This is a genomic window from Brevundimonas sp., assembly GCF_030682035.1.
GTDB lineage: Bacteria > Pseudomonadota > Alphaproteobacteria > Caulobacterales > Caulobacteraceae > Brevundimonas.
In genome coordinates this window covers 1-15,853 of record NZ_JAUXQZ010000025.1, presented here as the reverse complement: position 1 = coordinate 15,853, position 15,853 = coordinate 1, and the positions used below count along the sequence as shown (strand labels likewise).

The following is a 15,853-nucleotide window of genomic DNA, read 5'->3' as shown; positions in this document are numbered from 1 at the left end:
CGACCTGGAACCCGCTGAGTTGAACACGTCTCGCTGGCGCCTTCTGCTGTTCGGCGGTTCCGGAGCGATCGGGCAGGCGATTGGCGACAGGGCCCGCGCCCTGGGTTGGTCTGTGACGGCGGTGTCCCGGTCGCAGCGTCCCGACACCGCTGACCGGGCCTGGGTGCAGTACGATCCAGCCGGGGCCGGCATTTCGACAGCTGACTTCGGGTTGCGCGGGCCGTTTGACGCCGTCTGCTGGGCGCAGGGCGCGAACCGGCAGGACAGCGTGATGGATTTCGACGCGACCGCGAGCGCGCAACTCTATGAGGCCAACTGCCTGTACATCGCCCGTAGTTTGAATGAGTTGCTGGCTGCGAACCTGCTCAGCCCCGCCGGGGCGCGCCTCTGCGTAGTCAGCTCGATCTGGCAGGAGCGGGCCCGACAGTCCAAACTCTCCTATACGATGACCAAGGCCGCCCTCGGCGGCTTCGTGCGGTCAGCGAGCGTCGATCTGGCCGCGGACGGCCATCTGATCAATGCGGTGCTGCCGGGGGTTCTCGATACACCGATGACCCATGCGGCGCTCGCGCCCGAACAGGTTGAGCGGGTGGCGAGGGCGACGCCGTTCAATGCACTTCCGACGCCCGACGGGATCGCGCGGCTGGTCGGTTTCCTGTGTTCGGATCAGAATACCGTGGTCACCGGCCAGTCCATCACAGCCGATCTGGGGTTCAGCAATGTCCGCCTCGTTTGAGATCAGGGCGGCGAGCGGGACCTATACCGCACGCATCCAGGCGGGGTCGCTGGAACAGGTGGTTGAGCGGGGCGGGGACATCGTCGTCCTGTGCGACGCATATTTCGCCGACCGGTTCGAGGGACGCGGCGTTCCCGTGATCTGCCTGCCCGCGCTCGAAACCACCAAGAGCCTGGACGAGATTCCGCGCGTGATTCTGGCCCTGCGGGAGGCCGGCGCGTCGCGCCGTACCCGGCTGATCGCGGTGGGGGGCGGCATCGTTCAGGATGTCGCGGGATTTGTCGCCTCCATCTATATGCGGGGCCTGAAGTGGGACTATGCGCCGACGACCCTGCTCGCCATGGTCGACAGCTGCATCGGCGGAAAATCATCCATCAACGTCGGACCGTACAAGAATCTCGTCGGCACCTTCCATCCCCCACAGACGATCCTGATCGATCCCGGTCTGTGCGAGACCCTGTCGGCGGACCAGCGGATCGCCGGCCTGTGCGAGGCGGCCAAGATCTGCTTCGCCCGCTCTCCTGAGGCGTTTGAGGCCTATCTGGCGCTGGAGCCGGGCGTTGCGGCCCGGCCCGCGGAACTGAGCGAGGTGATCGCCCTCAGTCTGGCGTCCAAGAAGTGGTTTCTGGAGATCGATGAGTTCGATCAGGCGGAGCGGCTGCTTCTCAACTACGGGCATACGTTCGGTCATGCGATCGAGTCCGCTTCGGATTTCCGGCTGTCGCACGGGATCGCGGTGGGGCTGGGAATGATGGCGGCCGGCGCCATGTCCCGTTCGTTGGGGCGGGTCGAGGCTGACGAGAGCCCGACGGCGCGGTTTGAATCCCACATCCACGGCCTGCTGCTTGAGAAACCCGACCTCGGACCGTTGGTCGCCGATCTGTCGCCCGACAGGTTGATGGTGGCGTTTCGGGGGGACAAGAAGCACACAGCCGACACCTTCGCCGTCGTGCTGCCGCTACCCGAGGGCGGTGTGGAGCGGATCGCCCTGAGCCGAAGCCCTGAAACCGAAGCCCTTGTCGAGCGCGCGTTCGCCCATATGAAAGTCTGGTACGCCTCATGAAATACAGCGATCAGATCGTCGATTGGCTGGTTGAGCTGGGCTACACCCACTGCTTCTACGTCGGGGGCGGCAATATCATGCACCTCCTCGACAGCTGCAGCCGGAAGATGACCTGCATCGCCACCGTGCATGAGGTGGCGGCGGGGGTGGCTGTCGAATATTTCAACGCTGTCGGGGATGGCCGACGCGCCCTGGCTCTGGTCACGGCGGGACCCGGGCTGACCAATCTGGTGACAGCCGTCGCCGGGGCCTGGCTGGAAAGCCGGGAGTTGCTGGTGCTGGGCGGGCAGGTCAAGACGCCCGATCTGAGCCGTGGCGAGGTCCGGCAACGCGGCATCCAGGAGATCGACGGCGTTTCGATCGTGAAGTCGATCACCGCCCACGCCTCGACCATCGAAGAGGTGCTGGACCAGCGCGCCTTCGTCGAGCGCGCCCAGGCCGGAAGCCACGGGCGGCGCGGGCCGGTGTTCCTTGAGTTGCCGCTCGACATCCAGGGCCGAGAGGTGGACCCGGCCGCCCTGCGCGGCCTGGTGCAGGCGCCGCCGCCCGCGCCGGAGATCAAGTCTGCGGATATTGATGCGCTTGCGACGAAGGTTCGGCAGAGCCAGCGCCCGCTCTTCCTTCTTGGGGGCGGCGTCGATCACCACGCGGGGCAGCGGCTGGGAGGCGCCCTGGAGGCCGCCGGCATTCCGGTCGCGACGACGTGGAACGGGGCGGACCGGATCGGCCGCGACCACCCCATGTATGTCGGGCGGGCCAACACCTGGGGCCAACGTTCGGCCAATCTGATCGTCCAGCAATCCGATCTGCTGGTCGCCCTGGGCACGCGTCTGGGCTACCAGCAAAGCGGGTTCAACTGGCAGGAGTTCGTGCCGACCGGCGAGGTCGTCCATGTCGATATCGATGACAGGGAACTGACCAAGGGCCACCCGCGCACGGCCTGGCCGATCTACGCTGACGCCAACGCCTTGCTGGAAGCGCTGCTCGAACGGGATCTGGGCGCGCATGGCGGATGGCTGACCTATTGCCGGCAGGTTCGGCGAGACGTGCCGCTGCTTGAGGCGAACACGACCGGGCCGGGCTTCCTGTCGCCATATGTTGTGGCGACGACGCTCGGCGCGCTGAGCACGCCCGATGACATCATCATCCCCTGCAGCAGCGGCGGGGCGTTCACGGTGATGATGCAGGCTTTCGAAATGCAATCCGGTCAGCGGATGGTCACCAACAAGGGGCTGGCGTCCATGGGGTACGGGCTGAGCGGCGCGATCGGGGCCGCCATCGCCTCCGGACGCCGCACCATTCTTGTGGAAGGCGACGGGGGCTTCTCCCAGAACCTGCAGGAGATCGGCACGGCGGCCGTGAATGATCTGGACCTGAAGATCTTCATCTTCGACGACAACGGCTACGCCTCGATCCGGTCGGTGCAGGTGAACTATTTCCAGGGCCGGTATGTCGGCTGTGATCGCGCCACGGGGCTGGGTCTGCCCGACTGGTCCCGGCTGTTCGACGTCTGGGACGTGCCCTGTATGACCCTGGCTGACGGCTTCGAGTCCGATCCGGCGTTCCTTGATCGCTTCAACGACCGGGGCGTTCAGGCCTTCATCGTGCCGGTGGACCCGCAGCAGACCTATTTCCCCCGCATCACCAGCCGCATGGTGGAAGGCGGCGGCATGGTGTCAAATCCGCTGCACCGGATGACGCCGCCACTGCCCGACGAAACTCTCGCGCGCATCGGCGCCTACCTGCCGGCCTGAAAGGACACGCCTTGAAGCCGAACACCATAAAGGCCGTCATACTTGCCGGGGGCAAAGGAACCCGGATCGCCGAGGAAACGGCGGTCCGACCCAAGCCCATGGTCGAGATCGGCGGCCGCCCGCTCCTGTGGCACATCATGAAGAGCTACAGCCACTATGGCGTGAATGACTTCGTGATCTGTTGCGGCTATCTGGGCCACAAGATCAAAGAGTATTTTCTCAACTATTCCTACCAGAACGCCGACCTGACGGTGGACCTTGAAAGCGGGGCCGTCACCATTCACCAGAGCAATGTCGAGCCGTGGCGGGTCACCTTGGTGGACACCGGTCAGGACACCTTGACCGGCGGCCGGGTCGGGCGGATCGCCAGCTACGTCCGCAACGATCCGTACTTCTGCATGACCTATGGCGACGGCGTCTCCGACGTGGATATCGGGCGGTTGATCACCTTCCACGAGGGTCACGGAAGGAAGGCGACGGTCACGGCGACCACCCCGCTGGCGCGGTTCGGGGCGCTGGATATGGACGGCGACGCGGTCACCCGGTTCGTCGAAAAGCCGCACAATGAGGCGGGCTACATCAACGGCGGCTATTTCGTCCTCGCGCCCTCGGTGCTCGACCTGATCGAGGGGGATGACACCGTCTTCGAGAAAGGCCCGCTTGAGACGCTCGCGGCGGAAGGCGAACTGATGGCCTTTCGCCACGACGGCTTCTGGCAGCCGATGGATACGCTTCGGGACAAGGACCATCTCGAAGAGATGTGGGCCGCGGGCGCGCCCTGGAAATCCTGGTGACGGACGCCCTGCCGGCCGAGGCGTTCTGGGGCGGTCGCCGCGTCTTCCTGACGGGTCACACGGGATTCAAGGGCGGATGGCTGACCCTGTGGCTGCGGTCGCTCGGCGCCGAGGTGTGCGGCTACAGCCTCTCGCCCTCGACCGAGCCGAGCCTGTTCGAGACAGCGAGGATCGGCGAGGTCTGCCGCTCGATTATCGGCGACATCCGGGATCTGCCGGCGCTGGAGCGGGCGTTTCGGGACTTTCAGCCCGACATCGTGCTGCATCTGGCGGCCCAGCCGCTGGTGCGGCGTTCCTATGAGGACCCGCTCGAGACCTGGTCGACCAATGTCATGGGCGCCGCCCATGTGCTGGATCTTGTCCGGCGCACGCCGGGGGTCGAGGGCGCGCTGATCGTCACGACCGACAAATGCTATGAGAATCTGGAGCAGACCGCCCCCTACCGCGAGACCGATCGTCTGGGCGGCCGCGACCCCTACAGCAACTCCAAGGCCTGCGCCGAACTGGTCACCCAGTCTTACTGGTGGTCGTATTTCTCCAAGGCCGGAAGCCCGGCCGTCGCCTCGGCCCGGGCCGGCAATGTCGTCGGCGGTGGCGACTGGTCGCCGGACCGGCTCGTGCCCGACCTGATGCAGGCGTTTGCGGCAGGGCGCCTCGCCATCCTGCGCAATCCCGACGCTGTCAGGCCGTGGCAGCACGTCCTTGAACCCTGCTGCGGCTATCTGCTGGCGGTCGAACATATCTGCCGGACGCCGGCTGCAAGCCCGCCGGCGTGGAATTTCGGTCCCGACGCGGAGGGCAATGTCGCGGTCGGCGACATCGCCGCCGGGCTGGTCGCGGCCTGGGGCGAGCAGGCCGGCTATGAGGTGCGGCAGGATCCGGACGCGGTGCACGAGGCGACGCTGCTCACCCTGGATCACACGAAAGCACGGACGGATCTGGGCTGGCGGCCGCGATGGTCTCTCGCGACCACGCTTGCGAAGACGGCGGCCTGGTATCGCGCGCACCGGGCGGGGGACGACATGCAAGCCGTCTGCGAACAACAACTCTCGGACTATGTTTCCGCCTGATGGCGAGGTTTTCGAATGCTCAGTAAGACGGATCAACTGGCGGCCCTCAGGGCGCAGATGATGGCGCTGGCCGGCCAGTATGCCGATCTGGCCTACGCCCCGGCGCCCTTCGTGGCCGGCGCCTCGCCGGTGCCGGTGTCCGGAAAGGTCGTCGGCGCTCCCGAGCTTCGGAACCTGATCGATTCCTCTCTCGACCTGTGGCTGACGACCGGCCGGTTCAACACCGCCTTTGAGGCCCGGCTGGCGGAGTATCTCGGAGTGCGGTTTGCCCTGACGGTCAATTCCGGTTCTTCGGCCAACCTCGCCGCGACCTCGGCGCTCTGCTCGCCGATGCTCGGGGGCAAGGCGTTGAAGCCGGGTGACGAGGTCATCACCTGCGCCACGGGTTTCCCGACGACCGTCAACCCGTCCATCCAGAACGGGCTGGTGCCGGTCTTCGTCGATGTGGACCTGCCCACCTACAACATCGATCCGGCCGGGATCGAGGCGGCCATGACGGACAAGACGCGCGCCATCATTCTGGCCCACACCCTCGGCAATCCGTTCGATCTCGGCGAGGTCATGCGGGTGGCCAGGAAGCATGATCTCTATGTGATCGAGGATAGCTGCGACGCCCTGGGCGCCCGCTATGACGGGCAGCTGGTCGGCACCTTCGGGGACATCGGCACAGTCAGTTTCTATCCCGCCCACCACATCACCATGGGCGAAGGCGGCGCGGTCTGGACGGATCGCGGCGACCTGAAGCGGCTGATCGAGTCGGTCCGCGACTGGGGTCGGGACTGCTATTGCGCGCCCGGCGAGGACAACACCTGCAACAAGCGGTTCAAGTGGAAGCTGGGCGACCTGCCGCGCGGCTATGACCACAAATATACCTATTCGAACCTCGGCTATAATCTGAAAATCACGGACATGCAGGCGGCGGTGGGACTGGCCCAGTTCGACCGGCTGGAGGATTTCATCCGTGTCCGGAACGCCAATTTTGAGTTCCTGAAAACCAGCCTGATGGACCTGGAGGATCAGCTGATCCTGCCCGAGGCGACGCCCCGATCGGAGCCGTCGTGGTTCGGCTTCCCGCTAACCCTGCGCAGCGACGAAGAGGGGCTGCGTGACGATCTGGTCCAGTTCCTCAACCAGAAGAAGGTGGCGACGCGTCTTCTGTTCGGCGGCAACCTGATCCGTCAGCCGTATATGAAGAACCGCCTGTGGCGGGTGTCCGGCGACCTGACCCGGTCGGACAAGGTGATGACGTCCACCTTCTGGATCGGCCTGTATCCCGGCCTGACGGAGGATCATTTGACCCATGCCTGCGACATGATCCGGCAGTTCCTGCGTGACCGGCCGGCGCGGGTCTGATCTTGGATCGCCTTCCCGAGCATCGCCGGGCCGTTCAGACGGTCTTCGAGCGCGCCCTCAGTCCTCCGGCGACCCGGCTGGCGGTGACGGGCGCGACGGGGTGGCTGGGTAAGGCCCTCGTGGAGATGGCCGCGCGCGCGGGTCTGAGCCCGAAAAACGGGCGGCTGAGGGCGTTTGCATCAAAACCGGGCCGCCTTGTGCTTGAGGGCGGGACGACCCTGGATCTGGAGGCGCTCGCCGACGCGGCGCCTCTGACGGGAGAGGGCTGGACAGTCGCCCATTTCGCGGCTCTCGGAAAGGAACGAACCGTCGACCTGTCGACCGCCGACTATGTGGCGCAGAGCGAAGCGCTGCATCGGGCGGCTCTGCGTCTGATCTCGCGCGCGGACCGGCCGCGGCTGATTTTCGCGTCTTCCGGAGCAGTATACGGGCCGAACGGAACGCCGCCGTCGCTGGCCGATGAGCCCTATGGTCACACGAAGGGTCTGCACGAGGTCGCACTCGCCGACTGGTGCGGAACCAACTTAGCTCCGCTGACGATATGCCGGGTCTTCAATGTCGGCGGACCGTACGGCAACAAGCTGGACCTCTATGCACTCTCATCCCTGATCCGGTCGGCGCTGGCGGGTGGCGACATCCCGATCCGGGCTCAAGGCCCGGTGCTCCGCTCATATGTCCATGTCGAAGAGCTGATGGCGTTGCTGGTCGGGCAGGCGCAGTCAGCGGCGCCGGGTCCGTCGCGGCCGTTCGACAGCGCCGGTGTGGAGGTCGTCGAGATCGGCGATCTGGCCCGGATGGTGTGCGCACAGCTGGAACTGGATCCGGCCCGTATTGTCCGGCGGCAGGATCCCGAGGCGCCGGTCAGCCGGTATGTCGGCGATGGCGCCGATTATCAGGCCGCGGCCCGGGGCCTCGGACTCACGCCAATCGGCATTGAGGCGATCGTCTCGGACTCGATCGCCAGCCTCTGCGGGCGCTGATCGGCTGCGAGCCGTCAGGACGCGGTCAGCGGTCCCGGCTGTTGTGAGGCGTCGGTCTCCTCGATTGGGCCGGCAGAGTCCGGCGCAGGCCGCAACACCCGCTGCAGGATCAGCCCGACAAATCCGAACTGGATCAGCAGGACCAGTGCCGGACGAATAAACTGGCCGAGTGCGACGCCGACGGACGGCAGAACTTCGCGCCCGCTCAACCAGGATTCCATCGGCAGCTGGGGAATGTCGAACAGGGTGTAGTCGCCGACGAGGCTAAGGGCGTAGGCGCAGACCAGCATCATGATCCGGGTCGACCCCTTCCACGGCTCCATGAAGACGAAGAAGAGCATGAATATCTGGGCATAGGCGCTGGGCTGGGAACTGCTCAGGATCAGGGCGCAGATGGCGCCGTTCATCCACTGCATCGGCACAGCCGCCCGCTTGATCCATGCGGCCCCGACGGCGACCGCCACGCCGATCTGTCCGAACATGGTCAGCAAGGGCAGGCTCAGGATCAGAATTTCGACTGGCCGCGATCCCACGTATTCCATGACGGGGAAGTCTGAGTTCAGGAACCGCACGAGCGGCGCCCAGGAGGTGGCGTAGTACAGGTCCGACCATGTCGAGCCCACCTGGAGGGCAGCGAGCTCGCCTGTGTGCCGGGCGATTTCCATCGGGGTGCCGCCGCCGATCAGGACGAGGGTGACCAGATAGACCGCCAGGGTCGCGATCCCGGCCCCCTCAAACCAGCGCCAGCGCCGGCGGACCAGGAAGGGAATGAGGGTCAGGATCAGATAGGGTTTGAAGTTGATGGCGAACGCCTGGGCCAGCCAGCGCGCGCGGGCCGACTTCAACAGCCGGCTGTGGCCGAGGATGAAGGCCGTGAAGCAGGGAATGATCAGATTGCCGCGCTCGAGGCCGAACAGCATCGGCATGCCGACGACGAGGACGAGGGTGCGAACGACCGCCGTGCGGGGATCGATCGAGCGGAAATGCCGGTACAGAAGGACTGCGTTCAGCAGGTAGAATCCGACCAGTGAAATCTGGCCCCAGCGATCACAGTCGCGGCCCGCGAAGGGGTCGTTGACGTAGCAGGCGCCGGTGCTGAAGACCTTGAGGAAGACAAACGACAGCGGCGGATAGACCGACCGCCAGACCTCGTAGGCCCCCGAGTTGTGCGCCCAGTATGCGGGGTTGTGCCAGTCCATGAGGGTGTCGGATACGACCCAGAAGAACGGCTGCGGCAGGAGCCCGTCCTGGGTCAGCCGCCAGACGGCCCAGACGACGCTGCCGACGACGACGAGTGCGAGCAGGACTTCGAATCCGAAGCTCCAGTGGCGGCCGCTCGTCCTCGTCGCGGTCATTGGCCGGCCGACTTTGGCAGGAAGACGAGGAATTTCAGCACGACGAAATTGACCATGGCGACGAGCACGATCGACAGGAAGCCGGCGAGATAGTCGGAGGCCAACACCCGATTCAGCCCCGCCAATGTGGCCAGGCTCAGGGCGTAGTTGACGGCGTAGGCGGCGATATAGGGGGCCACGGCGGCGCGGGAGTCGCGGAAGACATGCCGACGAAACATGAAGTAGTTGAAGGTCATGCCGAGCAGGTGGGCGATGATCTGTGCGGCGAACAGATTGACCCCGACGAACAGGAGCAGGGCGTAGACGCCGTAGCCGAAGGCCGCATTGAGCACGCCGACGCGGACATAGGCCCAGAACTGATCAAAGCGCCGCAGCCCGGTCCGCCAGCCGGCGGCGGCGCGACGGAACGGATCGGCTCTAGAAATTGACCCGCGCCTTTTCGACGACGAGCGGCGTGTTGCGTCCGCGCTCGGCGATGAGCCGGATCTGCTCGCCCATGAGGCCGAGGAAGATGAAGCTCGCGAGAGCGGTCAGCTCGACCAGAAGGGCGATCAGCCACAGCCCGACGCCGGCGCTGGTGATCCAGGCCCGGAGGAGGCCGACGACCGTCAACCCGGACAGGCCGAGCATCACCGCCGCTGCGTAGAACGGCAGACGAAGCAGGTTCCGGGATGAACTGGCCAGGCCGGAGAGGGCGAAGCTGAACAGGGTGGCGAAATTGTTCTTGGACCGCCCGGCGGCGCGGAGCGGCCGATCGTAGGGAATGACCTCGATGGGAAAGCCGCTCTCGACCAGCATGCCGCGGAAGAAGGGTTCCGGTTCACGCCATTGCGCCAGGGTGTCGACGACGCGCCGGTCATAGATGCCGAACCCTGTCGCGCCGGGAATGACCTGATAGTCGGCGAACTGTCCGAGGAAGCGATAGGCGAACCGGCGCGCGAGGCCCAGGCCGACGGAGGTCTTCTCGCTGGCGCGCACGCCCAGGACGATCGAAGCGCCCTCGCGCCAGCGGGCCACGAAACGACCGATCAAGGCAGGGGGATCCTGGAAGTCGGCGCACATGGCGATCACGCCCCGCCCGGTTGCCTGATAGATGCCGTGGGTCGGCGACCGCATCTGGCCGTAGTTGCGATTGTTGACGATCAGCTTGATCCGGGCGTCGGCCGCGCACAGGACCATGATCCGTTCGACGGTGTCGTCGGTCGAGGCGTTGTCGATGAAGATGATTTCGTATGCCGCCTTCAGCGCCGCCAGCTCAGCCGTGACCGCCCCGGCGATGGCGACGACATTGTCCTCTTCGTTGAAGCAGGGGATGACGACCGAGACCTCGGGCTTGACCTGCTCCGCTGCGGCGGCCGACCGGGTCATCGCGGGTCCTGTGGGCCCGGCCTCCGCAGGCGGCGGGTCAATCCGGTCATCGGGGCATAGATCTCGGTAAAGGCGGCCGCCAGCAGGGTCAGCAGCAACAGGGCGATGCCGGACAGGTTGAAGTGGCGGTCGGGATCGACGTGCGGGCGTTCGATGATCTGGACGTTGCTCTCCGCGGACAGGGCCTCGACGCTCACCTCCTCGAAGAAGCGGCGATAGACGAGGACGATGGTCTCCGCGAACTGCTGCTCCCGATAGAGGCGGACATATTCCGCGGTCTGAGATGAGAGGGCGAGGGCGTTTTCACCGTTGCTGGCCTGGTCTGCCTCGGCGCGCTGGCGACGCAGCGCCATGAGCTCGCTGACCAGCGTGCGGACCCGTATGCTGTTGTCGGTCTGGAACTGACGGGCCGTTTCAATCTCGACTTCCTTGCCGCGAATTTGGGCGTCGAGCGTGAGGCGCGTGCTCACGGCCGCGCCGAGTTCGGCCTCGGGCGAAGGCAGGTTGTTCTGAATCCGGAAGGCGTTCAGGTCGCGTTCGGCGGTTTCCAGGGCGGTGTTCGCCTCGGCCAGTCGGGCCTTCACAATCTCGCGTTTGGTCTGGACCAGCTCGAGACCCAGCCCCGCCAGCCGCGCCTTGATGGCTGCGGTGAAACCTTCGACGAGGCGTTGGGCGAAGGCAGGGTCGGTGTCCCGCGCGGTCACTTCGAGCACGCCGCCTGTCAGCAACTGGATATCGACCATCTTGCCGAGCTTCCGCTCAGCGGCGGACTGATCGGCGCTGTTCCAGACATCGACCAGATCAAGGCGTTCCACGACGTCCTGCTGAACGTCGTGGCTCCGGCCGATGATCAGATAGTTGGTCTTCTGGGCGCCCAGAACGGCTGCGAAATTCTGTACGCCGCCCCCGCCCAAGGCGGAGATCAGGGCGCCGGAGCCGCTGTTGCTGCCCTGCGGCAGAATTTTCACCCGCGCGACATGGGGGCGGGGGAACAGACACAGAAGCACGGCCGCCAGCGCCACCGCGGCATAGAGGGCGCGCCGCAGGGCCCGGTTCTGCGCGATCCCCCGCGCGGAGGACGTCCAGGAGTCGGGGATCACTTGGTCAGGACCTTCAGGCCGACCGCGCCGAGCGAAACCTGGTAGATGGCGGTCGCGACCTCGATGACGCGATCCAGCAGGCTGTTCCCGCGAGTCTGGACGGGTACGAAGATGATGTCTCCCGGCATGGCGTAGTCGTTGAGAACATTGTCGCGACCGCGTTGCTGTCGCGAGATGACCGATCCGTTCGCGCGCACCACGAACAGACCTGGCTGGTCGGCGATCCGCGTCGGTCCGCCGGCCTTGGCGAGATAGTCGCCGATCCGGTCTCCGGGGGCTTCGGCGAAAGAGCCCGGCTGGAACACCGCGCCGAACACGCCGACGGTGACGGGTCGCGGCGGGATCAAAATCCGGTCGTTATTCTCCAGCAGCAGCGCCATTGGCAAACCCGCGCCGTCAGCGCCGATGTCGAGGATGATCCGGCCGTCAGGACGCCGGGTCCGGAGCTGCTCGATGATCGCGCGGGCGAAACCCTGATCTTCCTGGGCTTCCGAGGCGGGCCGGGAGCGGCGGTCGGTGATCGGGGCGGCGGCAAGCGACAGCTCAAGGCTGGAAATGGCCTGCGCAAAGCCCTCTTCCTGCTGGACGCGGATCGAATCCCGCAGAACCCGGGTGCCGTAGAGGTAGGCGCGCGGGGAAAAGGCGCCGGCCTGGGTGAGGAGGTCGGCCATGGTTGAGCCCGGACGAAGATAGTAGTTGCCGGGCCGTTCGACCTCGCCCTCGATGGTCACCAGCACAGCCTGCCGTTCGAGCGGCTGTGTGAGGCCGACGGCGGGAAGGACACGGACAATCCCCCCGGCTTCAGGCGCCGTCGTCACGGCGTCGGACCAGGTCAGGCTTTCCCAGCCGGATTCGTTGATATTCGAGACATTGGCGACCAGCAGGCGATCCCGATCCGCGACCGAACTGGGTCCGCCCGCGTAGCGCAACAGGTCCGCGAGGCTTTCGCCCGGCGCCGTTTCAAAGATGCCGCGGTTGTTGACACTGCCGGTGACGGCGACCTGATCGCCCACCGGACCAATGAAGATTACGTCCTCATTTTGAAGGACGACGTCGCTGCTCTTGTCGCCGTTGAGCAGCAGATCATAGAGGTCCAGCGTCGTCATAGTCCGGCCGTTCCGCTGGAGCGAAATATTGCGGAAACTGCCTGAAGCGTTGGGTCCCCCCGCCGCGAGAACGGCGTTCACGACGGTCGACAGGCTGGACACGGTGTAGGCGCCAGGGCTTGCGACGAAGCCCGTGACGTAGACGCGCAGTCCGCGGAGTTCGCCGACCGAGACCGATACGTTGAACTCGCGGAACTCGCGCCCCACCGCCCCGCGCAGCACGCCTTCCAGCTCCCCGTATCGGACACCGCCGACGTTCACCGCGCCGATGCGGGGAATGAAAATCCGGCCGTTGCTGTCGACCGTCAGTTGCAGCGCGCCTTCGACCGAGCCGGTCAGGCCGAGGGAGACGGTGTCCCCGGCGTTGATCCGGTAATCGGGCGGTACCGTCGCATTGGTCGATGGTGCAAAGGCGCGCGTGTCGCCGACAAGAGTCGAGCCGAAACGGGGAAGCGGATACCCCAGCACGGCGGCGACGAAACGCTCGAATTCTCCCGGCTGGGCGGGAGGCCTTTGACGGGGCCGGACGCGATCTGCGTCACGACGGTCGTCGGCGGGCCGAACGGTCCGCTCCGATTCGATCACCACAGGCCGGTAGACCGGCTCCGGCTCCACCGGCTCACTGAACCCGTCACTCCAGTCCTCATCCGGAGAGGGCTGCGTGTCCCGGACTGGCGGATTTCCGCCCATCATATCGCCCAGGGGGTCCTGAGCCTGAGCCGGCGCCGAGAATCCTATCAGGGCGCCCAGAAGCGCGAACAGCAGGGCGCGACCGAAAATTCTCCCCCGCGTCCGGGGACAGGCGGCCGGGACGGAATCGCTCGATCCGCCAAAGGTGCGATCAGGCAAGGACATTTCGCATCTCGTTTTCGAAGGGCCGCCAGGCCGCGCCATGTTCAATCCTGCTGGTCAAGTCGGCATTGGCCAGGAACGATCGGCCCCACGTAACCATATCCAGACAGCCGCTGCGAACTTCTGCTTCCGCGTCATTCTGGCTGAGTGACGCGCCGCCCAGCAAGACACCGTTCCAGCTCGGTCGCACCGAGCGGACGATACGGCCCGAGGTGGCGAAATAGTCAGCTTGGGCGCAGCTGATATCCAGGATTCTGAGACCCCGGCCCCACATCTCGGGGATCAGGTAGGCCAGCATCTCGTCAAGGTCCGGCCAGTCGTAGGGGCCGCCCATCCATCGGGATGGGGAAATTCGCGCCATAACCCGGCTCGGCTCGACCTCGGCGAACACCCGATCCAGCAGTTCCAGTACGAACCGGCAGCGGTTTTCGACCGAGCCGCCGTAGCGGTCCGTCCGGTCGTTGACCCGCGAATCCAGAAACTGGTCCGCCAGATAGCCGTGGCCGAGATGCAGCTCCACCGCGTCGAAACCGACGGACAGCGCCCGCTGCGCGGCATCAACGAAATGGCCGTAGACCTCCGGCATCTCATCGGCGGTGAGCGCCCGGGGGACGCCATAGGGTTTGTCGTTCTGGCGATTGACGCCTTCCGCGGCGCGCGCGGTTGAGCTGACGGGCACATGTCCATCCGTGAAATCGGAATGGGAAATTCGTCCACAGTGCCACAGCTGGCAGGCGATCTTCGCGCCGGCCTCGTGAACCGCCTCCACGACGGGACGCCAACTGTCCGCCTGTTGCGCGGTGGCGATCCGCGGAACGTCCTTGTAGCCGTCGGCGGTCGGGTGAATGACCACGCCCTCGGTCAATATCAGTCCCACGCCGCCTTCGGCCCGGCGACGGTAGTAGTCGGCGATCTCCGGCGTGGCGCAGTGATCGTGATCCGCGAAACCGCGCGTCATGGCGGACATGACCGTGCGGTTTCGGGCCTCGAAAAACGGAGAGGCAAGCGGGGTCAGGAGGGGGGACATCAGACTCCGGGGCGATACTGGTCGAAATGGGGATGGGTCAGATAGGCGTTGAGGGTCGCACGCCAGTCGCGTTGCAGGTCGCGGCCTTCTCGACGCAGACGTTCGCACGCCATGACGGCCCTGTCAGGTCGCCTTTCAGGGCCGGTCTCCTCGTGCGCCACGAGGGCGGCCGCGACAGGTTCCACACGAAGCCGCCCATCCCAACCCAGAGCCGCGGCGATTTCGGCCGCCACTTCGTGAAAGGCCGCCTCCCCATGCGAGGCCATTTGATAACAGCCGTCGGCGTTCAGGCGCATCAGGTGCAGGGTGTTCTCCGCCAGATCCCTTGTCCAGGTCGGCTGCCAGACGCGATCACCGACGGGAAAGACGGCGTCGCCTTTCGACATCGCCCGGTGCATGGCAGGAATGATCCGTCCCACGAAATTCTTGTCGAGCGGGCCGCCTCCGAAGAACCCCGCCATGCGGATCACCAGCGGGTCCTCGAGGGTCCCGAGAACGACGGTCTCGGCTTCCGCCTTCAGGGCCCCGTAAAGCGACAGCGGATCGGGTGGAGCGGCCTCATCAATCAGTCCGTCGCCGCTGCCATAGATCAGGAACGACTGGGGAAACAACAGTCGGGCGCCCGAGGTCCGCGCAAGGGCCGCGATGTTCCGGGTCCCATCGACAATGACGGCTCGCGCCGCCGCGGGGTCGGCGGCGCAGCGCTTTACATCCACCATGGCGGCGCAGTGAACGATCCACCCGCCGCCGACGAGATCGGCGAGCTTCATCACCGCCGCCTCATCGCGAACATCAAGGTCCTGACGCGAAAGGGCGTGAGGGACGAAATGAGGACTGGCCGCCGCGATTTCGGCGATGGCTGAGCCGAGCATACCGCCGCCGCCCGTGACGAGGATCGGGATCCTGCTCAATACTTCCTCCGGGACGGACGCCGCCGCCAGACCTCTAGCAAACGGCAGGTCGGCAAGGAACACTCGCCAGCGGCGAACGAGCCTCTCCCCCAAGGCAAAACCGCCGCCTCCCTTTCGGAAGGCGGCGGCTCTGTGTTGCGGGCCTTCGGCCTTCCGGGTTTAGCGGAAGTTGATGCCGATGGTGGCGCGACGGTTGAGCGGCTCGCGCACGCCGTCTGCGGTCGGGCGGGCCAGGGCGGTTTCGCCCTTGCCGTCCAGCGAGATCACGCCGCCGTTGACGCCCTGGGCGACCAGAGCATCAGCCACGGTCCGCGCGCGGCGGTTCGACAGGCCGATGTTGTAGTCCGCCGAGCCGGAGGTGTCGGCGTGACCGACGACCAGGAT

At 65.9% G+C, this 15,853-nt stretch carries 15 protein-coding genes; 7 read left to right on the top strand and 8 right to left on the bottom strand.

What is annotated here, in order from left to right; translation table 11 throughout:
- Nucleotides 1-19 precede the first annotated feature (19 nt).
- The 7 genes from Q8K49_RS05410 to Q8K49_RS05380 are packed head-to-tail and all read left to right on the top strand — an operon-like array spanning nt 20 to nt 7,750.
- Entirely contained in the window at nt 20-736 is a 717-nt protein-coding gene (locus Q8K49_RS05410) for an SDR family oxidoreductase (protein ID WP_305304639.1), read from the top strand.
- On the top strand, nt 720-1,799 hold the full coding sequence (locus Q8K49_RS05405; protein WP_305304637.1) for a 3-dehydroquinate synthase family protein: 1,080 nt from the start codon (nt 720-722) through the stop codon (nt 1,797-1,799). Before Q8K49_RS05410 ends, Q8K49_RS05405 begins: the two co-directional genes overlap by 17 nt.
- A complete protein-coding gene (locus Q8K49_RS05400) occupies nt 1,796-3,553 on the top strand; it encodes a thiamine pyrophosphate-binding protein (protein WP_305304635.1) in 1,758 nt (585 codons plus the stop codon). The genes Q8K49_RS05405 and Q8K49_RS05400 overlap by 4 nt, the downstream gene beginning before the upstream one ends.
- 26 nt (nt 3,554-3,579) lie before the next feature.
- Nucleotides 3,580-4,347, top strand: a complete 768-nt coding sequence (gene rfbF, locus Q8K49_RS05395; RefSeq protein ID WP_370867744.1) for a glucose-1-phosphate cytidylyltransferase — start codon at nt 3,580-3,582, stop codon at nt 4,345-4,347.
- On the top strand, nt 4,344-5,417 hold the full coding sequence (gene rfbG / locus Q8K49_RS05390; RefSeq protein WP_305304633.1) for a CDP-glucose 4,6-dehydratase: 1,074 nt from the start codon (nt 4,344-4,346) through the stop codon (nt 5,415-5,417). The genes rfbF and rfbG overlap by 4 nt, the downstream gene beginning before the upstream one ends.
- A gap of 15 nt (nt 5,418-5,432) precedes the next feature.
- Nucleotides 5,433-6,770 (top strand): lipopolysaccharide biosynthesis protein RfbH, encoded by a 1,338-nt coding sequence (gene rfbH / locus Q8K49_RS05385; protein WP_305304631.1) that lies wholly within the window; start codon nt 5,433-5,435, stop codon nt 6,768-6,770.
- Nucleotides 6,771-6,772: 2 nt separating this feature from the next.
- Entirely contained in the window at nt 6,773-7,750 is a 978-nt protein-coding gene (locus tag Q8K49_RS05380) for an NAD(P)-dependent oxidoreductase (RefSeq protein WP_305304630.1), read from the top strand.
- Nucleotides 7,751-7,764: 14 nt separating this feature from the next.
- On the opposite strand, the gene Q8K49_RS05375 is transcribed toward Q8K49_RS05380, so the two are convergent.
- The 8 genes from Q8K49_RS05375 to Q8K49_RS05340 form a co-directional block, all read right to left on the bottom strand.
- On the bottom strand, nt 7,765-9,105 hold the full coding sequence (locus tag Q8K49_RS05375; RefSeq protein WP_305304629.1) for a hypothetical protein: 1,341 nt from the start codon (nt 9,103-9,105) through the stop codon (nt 7,765-7,767).
- Nucleotides 9,102-9,479 (bottom strand): GtrA family protein, encoded by a 378-nt coding sequence (locus tag Q8K49_RS05370; RefSeq protein ID WP_305305161.1) that lies wholly within the window; start codon nt 9,477-9,479, stop codon nt 9,102-9,104. Before Q8K49_RS05370 ends, Q8K49_RS05375 begins: the two co-directional genes overlap by 4 nt.
- 43 nt (nt 9,480-9,522) lie before the next feature.
- A complete protein-coding gene (locus Q8K49_RS05365) occupies nt 9,523-10,473 on the bottom strand; it encodes a glycosyltransferase family 2 protein (RefSeq protein WP_305304628.1) in 951 nt (316 codons plus the stop codon).
- A complete protein-coding gene (locus Q8K49_RS05360; protein ID WP_305304627.1) occupies nt 10,470-11,573 on the bottom strand; it encodes a hypothetical protein in 1,104 nt (367 codons plus the stop codon). Before Q8K49_RS05360 ends, Q8K49_RS05365 begins: the two co-directional genes overlap by 4 nt.
- Complete coding sequence (locus Q8K49_RS05355; RefSeq protein ID WP_305304626.1) at nt 11,570-13,534, bottom strand: SLBB domain-containing protein; 1,965 nt, start codon at nt 13,532-13,534, stop codon at nt 11,570-11,572. Before Q8K49_RS05355 ends, Q8K49_RS05360 begins: the two co-directional genes overlap by 4 nt.
- The gene (locus Q8K49_RS05350; RefSeq protein WP_305304624.1) at nt 13,521-14,558 is read right to left on the bottom strand and encodes a hypothetical protein; all 1,038 of its coding nucleotides are present in this window, start codon (nt 14,556-14,558) and stop codon (nt 13,521-13,523) included. The genes Q8K49_RS05355 and Q8K49_RS05350 overlap by 14 nt, the downstream gene beginning before the upstream one ends.
- Nucleotides 14,558-15,469 (bottom strand): sugar nucleotide-binding protein, encoded by a 912-nt coding sequence (locus Q8K49_RS05345; RefSeq protein WP_305304623.1) that lies wholly within the window; start codon nt 15,467-15,469, stop codon nt 14,558-14,560. Before Q8K49_RS05345 ends, Q8K49_RS05350 begins: the two co-directional genes overlap by 1 nt.
- A 159-nt stretch (nt 15,470-15,628) precedes the next feature.
- The coding region (locus Q8K49_RS05340; RefSeq protein ID WP_305304621.1) for an OmpA family protein at nt 15,629-15,853 on the bottom strand (225 nt) is incomplete at its 5' end.

What these genes read in the sequence shown, in the direction of transcription:
- Q8K49_RS05405 (WP_305304637.1), top strand. Translation starts at nt 720, where the DNA reads ATGTCCGCCTCGTTTGAGATCAGGGCGGCGAGCGGGACCTATACCGCA.
- Q8K49_RS05400 (WP_305304635.1), top strand. Translation starts at nt 1,796, where the DNA reads ATGAAATACAGCGATCAGATCGTCGATTGGCTGGTTGAGCTGGGCTAC.
- rfbH (WP_305304631.1), top strand. Translation starts at nt 5,433, where the DNA reads ATGCTCAGTAAGACGGATCAACTGGCGGCCCTCAGGGCGCAGATGATG.
- Q8K49_RS05375 (WP_305304629.1), bottom strand. Translation starts at nt 9,105, where the DNA reads ATGACCGCGACGAGGACGAGCGGCCGCCACTGGAGCTTCGGATTCGAA.
- Q8K49_RS05365 (WP_305304628.1), bottom strand. Translation starts at nt 10,473, where the DNA reads ATGACCCGGTCGGCCGCCGCAGCGGAGCAGGTCAAGCCCGAGGTCTCG.
- Q8K49_RS05355 (WP_305304626.1), bottom strand. Translation starts at nt 13,534, where the DNA reads ATGTCCTTGCCTGATCGCACCTTTGGCGGATCGAGCGATTCCGTCCCG.
- Q8K49_RS05350 (WP_305304624.1), bottom strand. Translation starts at nt 14,558, where the DNA reads ATGTCCCCCCTCCTGACCCCGCTTGCCTCTCCGTTTTTCGAGGCCCGA.